The organism is Nocardia sp. PLKS1-43 (genome assembly GCF_059510335.1).
On sequence record NZ_JCAJZQ010000005.1, the window covers coordinates 137,386 to 152,611 of the forward strand.

Genomic DNA, 15,226 nt, shown 5'->3' on the forward strand with positions numbered 1-15,226 from the left:
CCGGCGGTGCCCCGGTTCTCACCGGGGCACCGCCGGGGCTGTGTTCCGAAGCCACGGACACAGCTACCCGCGCATCGTCGAGCGGGCGGAATGGTGGTCTACAACAGTTTCCGCAACGCCAGGTCGGTCGCGTACTTCTCGATCAACGCCCGGTCCAGATGCGGGATGTCGCGAGCGGGACCCAGTTCCGCGGCCTGCACCGCGGCCTGGAACTTCTTGGCGGGCAGGACCGCGCCGCGCTGCGGCCTGCCCGGGGCCCGGTAGGCGTGCAGCAGCGGCAGCAGCGAATGCTGACGCTGTTCCTCGGGCAGCGCCCGCACCGCGGTCTCGAACCGGCGGAACCATTCGCCGTAATCGTCGATCCGCTCGATCGGATGCCCCGCCTCGATCAGCCAGTCCACGAACTCGTCCAGCGAGATGCCGTCGTCGTGCGGGTTGAGCACGTCGAAGGTCTCGAAGCCCGAGGTGACCTGCGTGCCGAGCACGGTGATCGCCAGCGCGGTGAAATCGGCGGGCAGCCCGTCGTAGTGCGAACGTTGCCGATTGCCGCGAGAGTCGGTGGCGTAGAAGGACTTCGGCGCCAGACCGGTGGCCAGCAGGCTCAGCAGCAGCCGGGTGAACATATCGGGGACGTTCAACTGTCCGGCATAGCGGGAGTGGGCCAGGATCATATCCGACCGGAAGACCGCGACCGGGAGTCCGCACAGGTCGTGCGCCTCCCGCAGCAGCACCTCACCGGCCCACTTGCTGTTGCCGTAGCCGTTGGCGTACCCGTCGTCGATCGAGCGCACCGCGCCGATCTCGCGGATGTCACCGTCCTCGGTGAACGCTTCGGGCGCGATCTGGGCGGCGACGGCCACCGTGGACAGGTAGGTGACCGGTTTGATGGTCGCGGTCAGCGCCAGGCGGATCACCTCCGCGGTGCCGACAACGTTGGGCCCGAACAACTGTCCGTACGGCAGCACGTGGTTGACCAGGGCCGCCGGATGCACGACCAGATCGACCGTCTCCGCGAGCCGACGCCAATCCGGTTCGCTCAGACCGAGATTCGGCTCGCCGATATCACCGGCCAGCACCTCCAGGGTGCGGTCGGCGAGCGCGCGGTAGTGCCGGGTGAGTTCCGGGTCGCCGCTGTCGAAGACCGCGTCCAGCCGGGCGCGGGCCGCGGCCGCGTCGCTACCGCGCACCACGCAGATCAGCCGACCGCCCGAGGCGTCCAGCCGTTGCAGCCATTCCAGGCACAGGAACCGGCCCAGATAGCCGTTCGCGCCGGTCAGCAGCACCGTCGTGGGTGTCTGCGCGGCGCGCGGCAGGCCGGCGGCGGCGTCCAGGGTCGCGCGGTCGAGGAACTTGTCCAGGGTGAGATCGGCCGCGCGGACGCGTGTTCCGGTGCCGTGCACCGTGGCGAGGGTGGGACGTTTTCCGCCGCAATCGCGTTCGGCCTCGATGTACCGGGCCAGCGCGGTCAGATCGGTGGCCGGGCCGACGATCACGCCGACCGGCACCTCGACCCCGAAGATCTCCTGCAACAGGGTGGAATACGTCAGCGCCGAGAGGGAATCACCGCCCAGATCGGTGAAGTGCACGTCCGGGCGCAGGTCCGCGGTGGCGCAGCCCAACAGCGCACGCGCGGCCCGCCCGACCGTCTCGAGCACCGGCAGGCCGGCGGCCTCGCGGCGCAGGGCGGCCAGTTCGTCGTCCTGTTCGCGGGCCAGATCGGCGTAGAGCTGTTCCAGACGCTGCCCGTAACGTGCTTTGAGCTTGGGCCGCAACAGTTTCGCGATCCCGGACAGCAGTCCGTTGTCGAGCGTGAACGGCTCGGTCTCGACCAGGACCGCGCGCGGGATCTCGTAGGAGTTCAACTCGGCCGCACGCGCGACCCGCTGCAGCGATTCGGTGATCGCCGCGCTGAGTTCGTCCGGATCGGAGTGTGCGGCAAGGGATTCCGGTGTCGGCACGACCACCGCGAGCAGATAGGAGCGCTCACTGCTGCCGTACACGTAGATCTGGCGCACCAGCGGGCTGGCCGCGTAGATGGCCTCGAGCTTGGCGACGGTGACGAATTCGCCCTGCGAAAGTTTCAGCACGTTGTTGCGCCGATCGACGTACACCAGCCGATCGGGGCCGTGTTCGGCCATGATGTCGCCGGTGCGGTAGAAGCCGTCGGCGTCGAATATCTCCGCGTTCAGCTCCGGGCGTTTGAAGTAGCCGGGGATGAGGTTCTCGGATTTGATCAGCAATTCCCCGCGCGGATAAGGCTTGTCGGTGCTGAAGTAGCCCAGCTCCGGCACGTCGAGGAGCTTGTAGTCGATGACCGGCGGCCGGACCACGACGTTGTCGACGATGATGCCGCCCGCGGATTCGGTCGACCCGTACCCGTCGATCATGCCGAATCCCAATACCGAGGCCATGAACTCGTGCAGCTGCGCCGACAGCGGCGCGCTGCCGCTGATGGCCATGAGGAAACGCCCGCCCAGAACCTCTTCCCGCAGTTCGGTTTTCACTTCGCGTTCGACCGCGTCGGGTTGACCACCGGCGGCCACCCGGCGATCGACATCGCCACGGAAGCGCTGGAACAGCATGTCGCAGATGCGCGGTACGAAGAACAACATGGTGGGGCGGGCCAGTGCGAGATCCTCGAACAGCGTGGACATATCGCTGCTCGCCGCGAAGTACACGGTGCCGCCGCGGCCCAGACAGGACAGCAGCGAGCCGCGCCCGGCGACGTGACTCATCGGCATGAAGCTGAACCCGATGCTCGGGAACGGCATCTCCGCCCCGGTGCGCCAGAGCCGTGCGACCAGTCGCTCGGGATACATTGCGCCCTTGGGGGTTCCGGTACTGCCCGAGGTGTAGACGAGCAGCGCCAGCGCGTCCTCGCCCGCGCCGGTGTGCAGCGGGGCTTCGGGGAGGACGCCGCCCCGCGCGATCACTTCCGCGAGGGTCCGCACGCGGACCGGACGATCGGCCAGGCGAGCGCGGGCGGATTCCACCGCGGCGCGATGGTCGTCGTCCTGCGGGTGATGGTCGAAGACGATGAGGGTGCTCACCGATTCGCCGGCCGACACCAGCTCCACCGCGGCGGCGAGCTGTTCGACGCTCGCGGCCAGCACGCGCGGCCCGGTCTCGGCGACGATCGGAGTCAACTGCCCCACCGGCGCGCCGGCCTGCAACGGCACCGCCACCGCGCCCAGTGCGGTGCAGGCCAGATCCACCACCGTGTAGTCGGTACTGGTGAACCCGAGCGTTGCGACGAAATCGCCTGCGCGAACCGGTGATTCGGAGTCGTGATACCAGGCCGCGGCGACCGCGGTCACGCGCCGCCACATCTCCCCGTAGGTGATGGTGTCGTACCGCGGCAGCAGTCGCCCGCGGGTGCGACCGGTCTCGTCGGTGACGAACTCCCTCGCCCGCACGGCCAGCGCCGGGCGGTCGGCGTACCCCTGCGCCAGCGCCGCGATCGATTGCGCCAGCGGCACATCCGCGCGGGCCAATGCGGCGCTCACCTCGGCATCCGGAAGCGCCGCGCGCACCTGCGGATCGCGGGCGACCAACTCCATCATGCGCCGCCCCAGTTCCTGCCGCACCGCCTCGTCCATACCCCGACCTCCCTCGGATTCGTCCGGCGCTTCGATGCCGACTTCCCGTCGGACATCCTAGCGATACATGTATTCCGCAATTAGTTTCTTATGCTAAACATCCCAGTCTCGTCGCCGGGCAAAGTCAAGGCCGGGACCGGCCATCTCGCCATTCACCGAGGTCACAGGGCCTGTCCGATATCTCACTCACCCCAGCGCCGCAGTGTGTGCTACCCCGCGCTGGGGACAGTCGGCATCGTGACGTCATCGGCCGGCACCGAAAAATTCAGCACCGGCGGCCCAATGGTCATGTGCGGGCTCCGGCCCGTTCAATCGGCGGTCCTACGGTCGGATCATCGGGCCGTACCCGGGCGGAGGTTTCCATGCTGAACGCACGTCTGCGAGCGACCTGGGTCGCCAATGCCGCCTCGGGGGCGGCCGCCGTCACGGTGGGGACCCCGTTCCGCACCAGATCGGCATTCACCGTCCACCGAGCCGAAGGCGTTCGGGTACAGCAGGATTCGCTGCGGGCCTCGGATCTCGAGGTGGTCACGGTCACCGACCGGTCGGCGATCCTGACCTGGACGACCCGGGCCCGCGATCACGCCGGACGACTGGTTCCGGCGCCGGCGGACACCGAGATCCGCATCGCGCCCGCGGACGCGCCGCATCCGCCCCGGCGGTACAGCCTCGACTCCCGGCCGACCGCGTACCACTACGCGCAGATCGACGGGCTCGAACCGGGCCGCAGCTACCGATTCGAGGCCTATTCCGGTGGTTGCCGCGCCGTCTCGGCCCGGACGCTGGTGACGCGCCGCGCCGGAACACCGGAAACCACAGGTGTTTTCACCACTCTCACTCCGCCGCCGGGCCCGCTGCTGCGCACGATCGCGCTCGCCAACGACGTGCACTACGGCGAGAGCACCAGCGGACTGATCGTGGCCGGATTCCCGAACGGGCTGCGGCACGACACCGACAGTCATCCCGAGATCATGCTCGACGCGCTGCTGACCGACCTGCGGGCACCCGATCGCGGCGCCGATCACCTCATCGTGGCGGGCGATATGACCGATTCGGGCACGCTCGAACAGTCGGCCGCGGTGCGTGCGCGACTGGATGCCTGGGGTGCGGCCGGCCGGGACTACTTCGTCTGCCGCGGCAACCACGACGTGTCCCGCGACGGCGATCCGTGGGGCGCGGTATTCCGGCCCGACGGGCGGGTGGCCGCCTCGGATGTCGACGGGCTGCGCATCATCGCCCTGGACACCACCCGTCCGCGCGGCTCCGGCGGCACGCTCACCGCACCGCAACTGAGCCGGCTGCGCGAGGTGCTGGCCGCCGATCCGGACCGGCCGACTCTGATGTTCGGGCATCACCCGGTGACTTCCTCTGCGGCGGTGAGCAATCCGGCCGGACCCGGTTTCGTGCTGGACCGCGCCTCGGCCGCCGCACTGCACGCGCTGTATCGCGGCGCGCCGGGCGTCTTCCTGCATCACACCGGCCACACGCACCGCAATCGCGTGGGCCGCCCGGACACCCCGGTGAACGTGGAGTTCCTGGAAGGCGCGGCGGTCAAGGAATATCCGGGCGGGTACCTGCTGCTGCGCATCCACTCCGGCGGCTACATGGTGAACTTCTACAAGACCCGCGCCGAATCCGCGCTGTGCTGGAGCACCCGGACCCGCAGGCAGTACTTCGGACTGCACCCCGATCACGCTCTGGGCAGCTGCGCCGACCGCAATCACGTTGTGCTGCGGGACTTCTCGGGGCTGCGCTAGGCCGAGCGCCGGTGGCCGAGGCTGCCGGGCGGGCAACGCTTCGCGGCGCTGCCGATTCGCATCGGCGATGCGATGTTCGGCGGTACCGAACCGCCGCTGGACGCGATCACGTCCACAGCGATCCGGGCCCAGCGCCCGCGCACACTCCCCGGGCGGCGATTGCGCGCATCGCACCGGGGCAGCTGCCCGACGAGATCCCTTTCTCCGGCGTGGGCGGCCGGCCTCGGCGGCCACGCTGCGACCCGACCGCGGTTCCGGACGGTCCGAACGGTGCTACTGGCGACCGCGGTCGACCGACCTGAGTCCGCGCGCACGATGGTCAGGTCCGCGATGTTTCGGTCCGGATCGCCGGGCGTGTCCCGACCCAAGATCATCTTTGCGCCTACGCTGGCTCGCGGAGCAAGTACCGACCGGTTGTCGCACGCGGTGAGTATTTCACTGCGCCAGTGAGATTGAGGAGAGTAGTAGTGCGAACCGATGGAGATACCTGGGACATCGTCAGCAGTGTCGGCATCACCGCCCTGGGAGTCGCGACGTTCCGGGCGACGGAGACCGCCCAGCCCGACGCTCTGATCCGCGACGACTGCGCGCGCCTGTTCGTCGAGGCGGCGGGCGAGCCGCGCTCGCTGCGCGCCCTCGACTCGCCCGATGCGGAATTCCTGCCCGTCGCGCGAATAATGGGGCTGCGCACGAAATTCTTCGACGAATTCTTCCTATCCGCCGCCGCATCGGGTGTGCGACAGGCGGTGATCCTCGCGGCCGGGCTGGACGCGCGCGGCTACCGGCTCGACTGGCCGGTGGGCGCGAGCGTCTTCGAAATCGATCAGCCCAAGGTACTGGACTTCAAACTCCGGGTGCTGGCGGACAACGAGGTGGTGCCGCGCGCGGTCCTGCGCGCCGTCCCGGTCGATCTGCGCGACGACTGGCCCGCGGCCCTGTGCGAGGCCGGTTTCGACGCCGACCGCCCGACTGCCTGGTCCGCCGAGGGCCTGCTGCCCTACCTGCCGGGCGCGGCCCAGGACGCCATGTTCGAGCGGATCGATACGCTGTCGGCTCCCGGCAGCCGGCTGGCCGTGGAGGGTTTCTCCGGCGGCCGCCCCGATATCGCCCGCATCTCCAAGGCCGCCACGCGGGAGATGGCCACCAGCCCGTTCGGCGACATCGACGTCACCGAACTGTTCTACGACGACGAGCGGACCGATCCGATCCAATGGCTGACCGACCGCGGCTGGCAGGTCGATTCGGCCGACGTCACCGCGCTCTCGGCCCGCTACGGTCGCCCGGTGCCCGAACTGCCCGCGGAGATGGCCGATATGCACGACGTCGCCGCCTATCTGACCGCGATCAAGTAGTCCGCGGGCGTCTCGCGGCCGGTCACGCGCCGACCGCGAGACGCCGCAGCAGCCAATCCCGCAGGGGCGCCGCGTATTCCTCACGTTCGAGCGCGAAATCCACTGCGGCGCGCAGATATCCGCCCGGATTGCCGATGTCGTGCCGGATGCCGCGATGCACCACGACGTGCACCGGATGTCCCTCGGCGATCAGCAGGGCGATGGCGTCGGTGAGCTGGCACTCCCCGCCCGCGCCCGGTTCGATGCGCCGCAGCGCGTCGAACACCGCCCGATCCAGCAGGTAGCGTCCGGCGGCGGCGAGCGTGGAGGGAGCGTCGCCGACGGCGGGTTTCTCCACCATCGCGTTGACCCGCAACACATTCGCATCCTGCGCGTCGGGGGCGGCGTCGACGTCGAAGACGCCGTACGCGCCGACCTCTTCGCGGGGAACCTCGAACGCGCACAGCACGCTGCCACCCCAGCGGCGGCGCACCGCGGCCATCGCCGCGAGCACCCCGTCCGGTTCGGACCCGGCGGCTCCGGCGGGCGGTCGCACCAGATCGTCGGGCAACAGCACCGCGACGGCGTTCTCGTCGGGAGCCAGGACCGATTCGGCCTGCAGCACAGCATGTCCCAGTCCCAGCGGACGATGCTGCAGGACGGTGTCCACCTCGAGCAGTTTGGGCGCGCGGCGCACCCGCTCGAGCAGACCGAATTTGCCGCGCCGGGCGAGGGTGCCCTCCAATTCCGGATCCTCGATGAAATGCTGTGCCACCGAACTCTTTCCGGGTGAGGTGACGATCACCATCCGATCGGCGCCGGCCTGTGCGGCCTCCTCGGCAACCAGCTCGATTCCGGATGTGTCCACCACCGGAAGCAGTTCCTTGGGCACGGATTTGGTGGCGGGCAGGAATCGAGTGCCCAGCCCGGCCGCGGGTACGACGGCCGTGCGGAACTGGCGGGGTGCGGCCGGGGCGGCGCGGTCCATATGGTTCTCCTTCGAGTGCCGGATGCCGTTCGCGATCTGCGACATCGACGCTATGGACCGAAGCTGTGCATCAGATAGGAGCGCGCTCCCGTTACTTGGAGAACCCCCTTGGCCTGCGTGATCTCACTCACATGCCGCCATGGGCCGGCGGCGCGTCCGCGCTGCGCCGCCGCCCTGGGCATCATCCGGCGGCCGGCACCGCCGCTGCACTGCCGGCCGCATCGTGCACCGGCCGGGCCCGCACCAGAGCCACCATCACCGCCGAAATCAGCGCCGCCGCGGCGAACACCGTGAAGCCCCAGTTCGACAGCTCGTGCGCGACCAGGACGCCACCCAGCCAAGGCCCGAACACCGCACCGAATCGGCCGATCCCCGACACCCAGCCCAGCGAGGTCGCCCGGATGCTCGGCAGGTAGTAGGTGCCGACCGCGGCGTAGATCAGCGTCTGCGCACTGAACAGGAAACCGCCGGTGAGGAATACGTCCACGTAGGTCAGCCACAGCGGCATGTGCACCGCGAGCAACCCGATCCCGACCATGGTGGCCGCGAACCAGATCACCGTCACCCGCCGCGGGCCGAACCGATCGGCGAGCCGCCCGGCGACCAGCATTCCGACGATTCCGCCGAGGTTGATCACGAGCAGGAAACTGATCGCCGACCCGAGGTTGTAGCCGTGGGCGCGCATCATCGTGGGCAGCCAGGTGTTCACGCCGTAGACCAGCAGCAGTCCGCCGAACGAGGCGACCCAGAACAGTAACGTCACCGAACGCAGTGCGGGAGTGAACAATTCGGAGACCTTGCCGCGACGCTGCTGCGCGTCGCGCTCGGGCGCGTAGGCCGCGAGCGAGACGCCGAACCGGTCCGCGACCCGTTGCGCCCGCTCGGTGCGCCCCGAGGCCATCAGGTAGGTCAGCGATTCGGGCAGCAAGAACACGATCGCGGGCACCGCGATGACGACCGGCGCGGCGCCGAACCAGTACACCGATCGCCAGCCCAGCGATTCGACGATGTTCATCGCCACCGCCCCGGCGATCGCGCCACCGGCCTGATGCGCGGTCATCAGGAAGGTCACCGCGATGTTCTTGCGCGCGGCCGGCGCGTACTCCATGACCATCGCGATCGCGGTCGGCAGCAGCACGCCCAGCCCGATACCGGCGGTGAACCGCGCGGCGCCGAAGGTCGGCACGTTGGGCGCCATACCGCAGACGGCCGCGGACAGGGTGAATACCAGCACTCCGCCGAGGATGATCTTGCGACGCCCGATCCGATCGGTGATCACCCCCGCGGCCAGCGCGCCCAGCAGCATGCCGAAGGTGTTGAAACTGCCGATATCCCCGGCGACGGCCGGACTCAGCCCGAAGGCCTTGTCCTTGAACACGCCCGGCAGGGTCGCGCCGTAGACGAACAGGTCGAGCCCGTCGAGCAGGACGAGGAACCAGCAGACCGCGGTGACCTGAAGCCACAATCGCCGGGAGGGGGCGGCCGAAACGCCACCGGATTCGAGCGAGGACACCTGTGTCCCTTTCGTCCGTAGAGCTACATCCAGTGATGCAGGTTACATCTGTCGCAATATCATTAACACTATTTCGAGCAAAATTGTTAACATTCTGCCCGTGCTCGACCGCGGCGACATCGCGGCCGGGACGCTCTGCGCGGCGGTTTCCTCAGTCGTGCGAACGCGCGAGGTCTTCGGCGGTCGGCGTGCCGTGGGTGTGGAAGGACTCGATCGTGCGCAGGCCCCATGCCTGCCCCTTGGCACGTTCGGCCTCGGTCCAGTCCACCCGCTTCCAGTCCGGAGCCAGAATCAGCCGCGCACCGGCATTGCACAGCTCGATGCGATTGCCGCCGGGCTCGTAGACGTACAGGAAGAACGTCTGCTGAATGGCGTGCTTGTGCGGGCCGGTCTCGATGAACACCCCTTGGTCCAGGGCGACATCGCAGGCGCGCAGGATGTCCGCGCGGCTGTCGGCGGCGAAGGCGATGTGGTGCAAGCGTCCCGACAGGCCCAGGTTGTCGCGGGTGTAGACCAGGTCGTAACTCTTGTTGGTGAACGTGGTCCAGGTGCCCGCGACCGTGCCGTCGTTCAGCACGATCTGCTCGGTCGTCATCGCACCCAGCGTCTGTTCGAGGAAGTCGCGATTGTCCACCGGGGTGCGGCCGAGGAAGTTGACGTGATCGAGCCGGCGCGCCGGGACGCCGCCGCTGGGGTAGGCGCGCGCCTGATTCTTCAGCGACGGGCGGTTGTCGTCACCGCATTCGAACCATTCCGCCTCGTAGTAGAGACCGAATTCGTGGCCATCCGGATCGGTGAACCGGTAGGTGGGCCCGAAGCCGGGTTCACCGTCGGCCCAGCCGATTCCGCGCCCCGCGGCCTCCAGCGCCGCGACCCGCCGAGCCAGCGCCTCGGGACTCGCAGCGCGCAGGTGCGTGCGACCGATTCCGCCGTGCCGGTATGCGCGCAGGGTGAGGCTGTGGTGCTGATAGTCGTCCCACGCGTGCAGGTACACCTCGTCCTTGCCCTCGCCGACGACGCTCAACCCGAGAAAATCGGTGCAGAACGCGACGCTCCGGTCGAGCGTGGGGGTGAGCAGTTGCACGTGCGCCAGATGCGCGATGTCATGACCAGGGGCCATCGTTTCGTCCTCCTCGACAAACGCCGCGCGCCTCATCGGGCGCGAGGGAAAACCTTGCCCGCGAACAGTTTCCGGGCGGTGCGGACCACACCGGCGCTGCGCACGCGCGGCGGCCGCACCGTGTGATCCAGGTCGATGTCGACCAGCAGATGGCCGGACGGATGCTCCACATCCACCCGGCGCAGATCCGCCGGCCAGGCCGCGGTGAGGTCGTGACCGACCGCACCGGGCGTCGTCATCGCGGTCACCGCACTGATCGCCGCGAATACCCCGATCGCGGTGTGCGGGCGCACGGGGATGAACGAGCGCGTGCACACCCGGCCGCCGTCACGGGCGGGTGCGAGCAGAATCGTCTTGGGCACAGAGGATTTCGCGACGTCGCCCAGGCCCATCCGCAGCGCGGCCGCACGGCGCAGCCGATCGACGCGTTCGATGAGCGCGGTGTCGGCGGCCAGATCGTCGGGTGCCTCGTAACCGGTGAGCCCGAAGCTCGCGGCCTCGGCGACCACCACCGGCATGCCGTTGTCGACGCAGGTGATCTCGATATCCTCCACGGTATCGCGCACGTTGCCGGTGGGGAACAGCCCGGAGGTGGCCGAACCCGCGGTGTCCTGGAACGCCAGCGTCACCGGTGCGGCGCCCGCGGGCACCCCGTCGATGCGGGTGTCGCCGTCGTATACCGGCCGGCCGTCGCGGACCGGGAACGTCGCCGTGGCCGTACTGCCGGAGTTGACCAGATGTATTCGCACGGAACAGGTTTCGCCCGAGGCGGCGACCAGACCGGATTCGACGGCGAATTGCCCGACCCCGGCCAGGATATTGCCGCAGTTCTGCCGGTCCGAGACGGTGGCCTGTTCGACGCCCAGTTGCAGGAACAGGTAGTCCACGTCGACGCCGGGTCGCTCGGACGGCGATACCACCGCGACCTTGCTGGTCAGCGATGTCGCTCCGCCGATGCCGTCGATCTGGCGCGGGTCGGGTGTGCCCATGATCCGCAGCAGCAGATCGTCACGTTCGGCCGGATCCTCGGGCAGGTCCGCGGCCAGGAAATACGCGCCCTTGGAGGTTCCGCCGCGCATCCACACGCAGGCCACGCCGTCCCGGGCCGCGTTCGGCGAGACGGCCGTCCCCTCATCAGCGGCCACCCCACCGAACGCATCCGGACAGCCCGTCACGACGACTCCCGGCCGTCGCGGTAGTCCTCGTAGGAGACGTACGTGATGCCGAATTCGTCGAGCCGGTCGCGCAGCCCGTACCGGTCCAGGCCGAGTTCACCGGCCTTGAAGGCGGTCCGCGCCGCCTCTTCCTTCGCCACCCGCGCGGCCGAGCGTTCCAGGGTGTCGGGCACGGCTTCGCGCGGTACCCGGACCACGCCGTCGTCGTCGGCCACGATCACGTCGCCGGGATGGATCACCTGGCCCTCGATGACGATCGGCACGTTGATCGCGCCCGCCGTGGCCTTGACGGTGCCCTGCGCGCTCACCGCGGTGGACCACGCCGGGAAGCCCATCGCGCGCAGATCCGCGACATCGCGTACCCCGCAGGCCAGCACCACGCCGCGAACGCCGCGCCGTTGCAGCGCGGTGGCGAACAGTTCGCCGAAAAGCCCGTCGCTGGAGGGGGAATTGGTGGCCACCACCAGCACGTCGCCCTCGCGGCACTGCTCCACGGCCACATGGATCATCAGATTGTCACCGGGCCAGCACAGGACGGTGACCGCGGTACCGCCGATCCGCGCACCGGGCCAGGCCGGACGCAACCGCGGCCCGAGGAAGCCGGTGCGGCCCTGCGCCTCGTGGACGGTGGCGGTGCCGAACTCGCCGAGTGCGGCGGCATCCTCGGCCGACGCCCGCGGGCATCCGGTCACCACGACGTTCTCCATCACTGTCCTCCCGAATCCCCGGTCGTGTCTTCGCTGCTGAAGACGATGTCCTGCAATGCGTCTCGGGCGGCCGCGGCGATGTGCGGCGTCACCCCGAGCTCGGTCAGCTGCTCGGCCGCGGCGCCCATCTCCTCGGCGCGGCGGGCGGCGTGGGCGTGGGTGCCGGTGATCAACCGGTCCAGGGTGTCCTCGTCGAAGGACCGGAACTCCGCGGCGATGTGGTCGCGGAACCAGTCCGCACATCCCGCCGCCTCCGCGCCGGCCAGCCCCTCCACCACCGCGGCGGCAAGGCCCTTGTACACCACGCTGCGCAGCAGCTTGCGCGAACTGGCCACGCCGACCGGGCCGGGAACGAGGTCGATCGCCACCTCGATCCCGTTCATCATGTCCACGAAACGCGCTGCCGCCGAGCCGGATACCTGCATCGGCACGCGGATCCCGCGGCCGGGCACCGGAGCCATGATCGCCACGTCGACCAGATCCACCCTGGCCTCGGCGGCCAGTTCGGCCAGCCGGACCTTCGCGGCCGGAGTGCCGGTGTTCGCCTCGGCCCAGACCGCACCGGGCGTCAGCCCCGAAAGAGACTGCCGCAGTGCGAATTCCGCTTCGTGCGCGGTGGTCAGAGAGAACACCAGATCGACCCCGCGCACGGCATCGGCGTCGCTCGAGCACTCTCGAACGCCCTGTGGTGCGGAAACTTTCGGATCGAATCCGCGCACATCCGCACCGTGGGCGGCCAGGTCCCGGGCGAATTCGGTTCCGGCCTCACCGAATCCGAGCACGGCGACTCGCAGCCCGCTCCGGCTCATGAGAGCCGAGCCGTCACGTGCGGATAGTGGCGCACGAACGCTTCGGCACGGCTGTTCTTCAACAGGCCCAGGTTCGGGCCCGCGTTACGCTCGAGCTGGACGCCGCGGCGGGCGGCCAGATCCTCGTAGTACGTCCACATGTGCTGCTGAGCTCCCAAGCAGCGCATGGCCTTTCGCTTGGTCTCGAAAACCTCGGTGATGTCCAGGAGTACATCGGGGCGGAAATCGCACATCTCCGGCTGGTGCGGTTCGAAGCTGAACACCGGCGGCGCGCCAAGCGGCTCGCCGGGGGCGTCGTAGCCGACGGCCTGGGCCAGCACCCGCGCGGCCAGGGCCATGCGGGCCGCGGCCGGATGATCGCCGTTGTACGGATCGGCGAGGGTGTGGGTGAGGACCACGGTCGGGGTGGTCTCGCGATATACGCGCACCAATTCGTCGACCAGTTCCGGGGATTCGAGCAGCGGGTAGTCGCCCGCGTCCAGGAATCGGATGTCCGCGCCCAACACCGCCGCGGCCTGCTCGGCCTCCTCGCGACGCAAGGCCTTGATCTCCTCGAGCTGCTTACCCGCACGCCACGCCTTGGCCGACTCACCGCGCTCACCGAAGCTCAGGCACACCACCGTGGCCCGCTCACCACGCGCGGCGGCCAGCGCGATAGCGCCACCGGCACGCCACACGAAATCTCCCGCGTGCGCACTGACCACCAGTAGCGATTCGGACGGATTTTCGGGCATCGCCTCTCACCTCACTTGCTCCGCGGTCGCTCGAACCACCGGATCGAGCGGGTACGTGCCGCACGACACGTTCCACATCGACGGTAAATTATTGCCGACAGAAATGTCAACAATCCTGTCGACAAAGAGGTCGGAGCAGGTGGAGACGCATACGGGAGGGTCAGGCAGGCTGGCCGAGCGCGGCTATCACGCTGTCGAGGTGGTCGCGCATCGCCTGCTCGGCGGCGATCGGATCGCCCGCCACCACCGCGTCCACGATGGCCAGATGCTCACCGAGCGAAACCTGCGGGCGGCCGGGCCGCAGGGACAACTGGAACTGATGCCGCACGATCTGCGCGTTGAGCCGCGCGATCAGGTCCGCCGCGGTCTCCTGTCCGGCGATTTCCCGTAGTACGGCGTGCATTTCGTGATTGAGCGAAGAGTACTCCAACAGCTCGCCGTCCTGCACCGAGGCGGTCAACCGCTCGGCATACCGGCGCAGGCGATCGGCCTCGGGCGGGGTGATGCACGCGGCAGCCTTGGCCGCGATCAGCCCCTCGAGCACCTTGCGGCATTCGAGAATCTCCACGGCCTGCTCCCGCGAGACCGAACGCACCCGCGCACCGCGGTTGTGAATCCGCTCGATCAATCCCTCGGCCACCAGCTCGTCGATAGCCGCGCGCACGCTGCCGCGAGTCACCTCGAACTGCTCGACGAGTTCGGACTCGACCAGCCGCTGCCCCGGGGCCACGTCGCCCCGCGCGATGGCCTGCCGAAGCCGTTCCACCGCAATGGCTTTGCCCTGGGTTCCACGTTCGAGTCCACTAGTCTGCGATACCGACACCGACACCGTCCTCGCGATAGGCGTGACACTCCAATTGTCAATGATTATGCCAACAATTCGCCGGGACCCCACCGGGCGCCGCCGCTCAGGACGAGGGCAGGTGGGTGCGCTGCCCCTCGTTGTCCAGGATGCACAGAATTTCGGCGGGCCCGTCGATCGCGCCGAAGGCATGCGGGACCATGCAGGAGAACTCGGCCGCCTGACCGGCCTCGACCCGAACCCGGCGCTCGCCCAGATGCAGCGCCACCGCACCGGACAGTACGGTGAACCAGTCCCGGCCAGGATGCACTCGCTGCTCACCGGCCGGTTTGGTCAGCCGCATCTTGGCCACGGTGACGCCGTTCGGGCCGGAATCGCGGGTCAGCAGCCAGGTGGTGACGCCGCGGACGGAATCGCGTTCGGGCCGGATCACGACGTCCTCGTCGCTCACCGACTCCACCAGCTGATCGAGCGTGGTGCCCAAAGCCCTTGCGATGGGCGCGAGTTGGTCCAGGGCGATGCGGCGGTGGCCGGTTTCGATGCGGCTGAGCGTGGACGGGCTCAGGTAGCAGCGGGCGGCCAGATCGTCCAGGGACCAGCCGCGGGCCACACGCAGTCCGCGGATTCGCTTGCGGACCACACCGTCGAGATCGCCGTCTTGCGTCATAGGCAAGATTGTATGCTTTCAGAG

12 protein-coding genes are annotated in these 15,226 nt (G+C 69.0%); 2 read left to right on the forward strand and 10 right to left on the reverse strand.

Annotated features, from left to right (window positions below; all coding sequences use genetic code 11):
• Nucleotides 1–98 precede the first annotated feature (98 nt).
• A complete protein-coding gene (gene car / locus AC5WS7_RS20040; RefSeq protein WP_495956067.1) occupies nt 99–3,599 on the reverse strand; it encodes a carboxylic acid reductase in 3,501 nt (1,166 codons plus the stop codon).
• Between the two features lie 362 nt (nt 3,600–3,961).
• On the opposite strand from car, the gene AC5WS7_RS20045 reads away from it, so the two are divergent.
• The gene (locus AC5WS7_RS20045) at nt 3,962–5,356 is read left to right on the forward strand and encodes a metallophosphoesterase (protein ID WP_495956068.1); all 1,395 of its coding nucleotides are present in this window, start codon (nt 3,962–3,964) and stop codon (nt 5,354–5,356) included.
• A 467-nt stretch (nt 5,357–5,823) separates the two neighbouring features.
• Nucleotides 5,824–6,708, forward strand: coding sequence for a class I SAM-dependent methyltransferase (locus AC5WS7_RS20050; protein WP_495956069.1), 885 nt, complete (start codon nt 5,824–5,826; stop codon nt 6,706–6,708).
• A gap of 22 nt (nt 6,709–6,730) precedes the next feature.
• On the opposite strand, the gene AC5WS7_RS20055 is transcribed toward AC5WS7_RS20050, so the two are convergent.
• From AC5WS7_RS20055 to AC5WS7_RS20095, 9 genes are all read right to left on the reverse strand, one after another.
• The gene (locus AC5WS7_RS20055; RefSeq protein ID WP_495956070.1) at nt 6,731–7,675 is read right to left on the reverse strand and encodes a UTP--glucose-1-phosphate uridylyltransferase; all 945 of its coding nucleotides are present in this window, start codon (nt 7,673–7,675) and stop codon (nt 6,731–6,733) included.
• Between the two features lie 181 nt (nt 7,676–7,856).
• Entirely contained in the window at nt 7,857–9,188 is a 1,332-nt protein-coding gene (locus tag AC5WS7_RS20060; RefSeq protein WP_495956071.1) for an MFS transporter, read from the reverse strand.
• 151 nt (nt 9,189–9,339) lie between these two features.
• Nucleotides 9,340–10,308, reverse strand: coding sequence for a VOC family protein (locus AC5WS7_RS20065; RefSeq protein ID WP_495956072.1), 969 nt, complete (start codon nt 10,306–10,308; stop codon nt 9,340–9,342).
• Between the two features lie 32 nt (nt 10,309–10,340).
• Complete coding sequence (locus AC5WS7_RS20070; RefSeq protein ID WP_495956073.1) at nt 10,341–11,483, reverse strand: 4-oxalomesaconate tautomerase; 1,143 nt, start codon at nt 11,481–11,483, stop codon at nt 10,341–10,343.
• Nucleotides 11,480–12,190, reverse strand: a complete 711-nt coding sequence (locus AC5WS7_RS20075; RefSeq protein ID WP_495956074.1) for a 4-carboxy-4-hydroxy-2-oxoadipate aldolase/oxaloacetate decarboxylase — start codon at nt 12,188–12,190, stop codon at nt 11,480–11,482. The genes AC5WS7_RS20070 and AC5WS7_RS20075 overlap by 4 nt, the downstream gene beginning before the upstream one ends.
• Nucleotides 12,190–12,999 (reverse strand): NAD(P)-dependent oxidoreductase, encoded by an 810-nt coding sequence (locus AC5WS7_RS20080; RefSeq protein ID WP_495956075.1) that lies wholly within the window; start codon nt 12,997–12,999, stop codon nt 12,190–12,192. The genes AC5WS7_RS20075 and AC5WS7_RS20080 overlap by 1 nt, the downstream gene beginning before the upstream one ends.
• The gene (locus AC5WS7_RS20085) at nt 12,996–13,733 is read right to left on the reverse strand and encodes a PIG-L deacetylase family protein (RefSeq protein ID WP_495956076.1); all 738 of its coding nucleotides are present in this window, start codon (nt 13,731–13,733) and stop codon (nt 12,996–12,998) included. The genes AC5WS7_RS20080 and AC5WS7_RS20085 overlap by 4 nt, the downstream gene beginning before the upstream one ends.
• Nucleotides 13,734–13,893: 160 nt before the next feature.
• Complete coding sequence (locus tag AC5WS7_RS20090; protein WP_495956077.1) at nt 13,894–14,556, reverse strand: GntR family transcriptional regulator; 663 nt, start codon at nt 14,554–14,556, stop codon at nt 13,894–13,896.
• 85 nt (nt 14,557–14,641) lie between these two features.
• A complete protein-coding gene (locus AC5WS7_RS20095; RefSeq protein ID WP_495956078.1) occupies nt 14,642–15,202 on the reverse strand; it encodes a helix-turn-helix domain-containing protein in 561 nt (186 codons plus the stop codon).
• Between the last annotated feature and the right edge of the window lie 24 nt (nt 15,203–15,226).

Excerpts from the sequence above, each read along its gene's own strand:
- car (WP_495956067.1), bottom strand. The coding sequence starts at position 3,599 with ATGGACGAGGCGGTGCGGCAGGAACTGGGGCGGCGCATGATGGAGTTG.
- AC5WS7_RS20045 (WP_495956068.1), top strand. The coding sequence starts at position 3,962 with ATGCTGAACGCACGTCTGCGAGCGACCTGGGTCGCCAATGCCGCCTCG.
- AC5WS7_RS20055 (WP_495956070.1), bottom strand. The coding sequence starts at position 7,675 with ATGGACCGCGCCGCCCCGGCCGCACCCCGCCAGTTCCGCACGGCCGTC.
- AC5WS7_RS20065 (WP_495956072.1), bottom strand. The coding sequence starts at position 10,308 with ATGGCCCCTGGTCATGACATCGCGCATCTGGCGCACGTGCAACTGCTC.
- AC5WS7_RS20075 (WP_495956074.1), bottom strand. The coding sequence starts at position 12,190 with ATGGAGAACGTCGTGGTGACCGGATGCCCGCGGGCGTCGGCCGAGGAT.
- AC5WS7_RS20080 (WP_495956075.1), bottom strand. The coding sequence starts at position 12,999 with ATGAGCCGGAGCGGGCTGCGAGTCGCCGTGCTCGGATTCGGTGAGGCC.
- AC5WS7_RS20085 (WP_495956076.1), bottom strand. The coding sequence starts at position 13,733 with ATGCCCGAAAATCCGTCCGAATCGCTACTGGTGGTCAGTGCGCACGCG.
- AC5WS7_RS20095 (WP_495956078.1), bottom strand. The coding sequence starts at position 15,202 with ATGACGCAAGACGGCGATCTCGACGGTGTGGTCCGCAAGCGAATCCGC.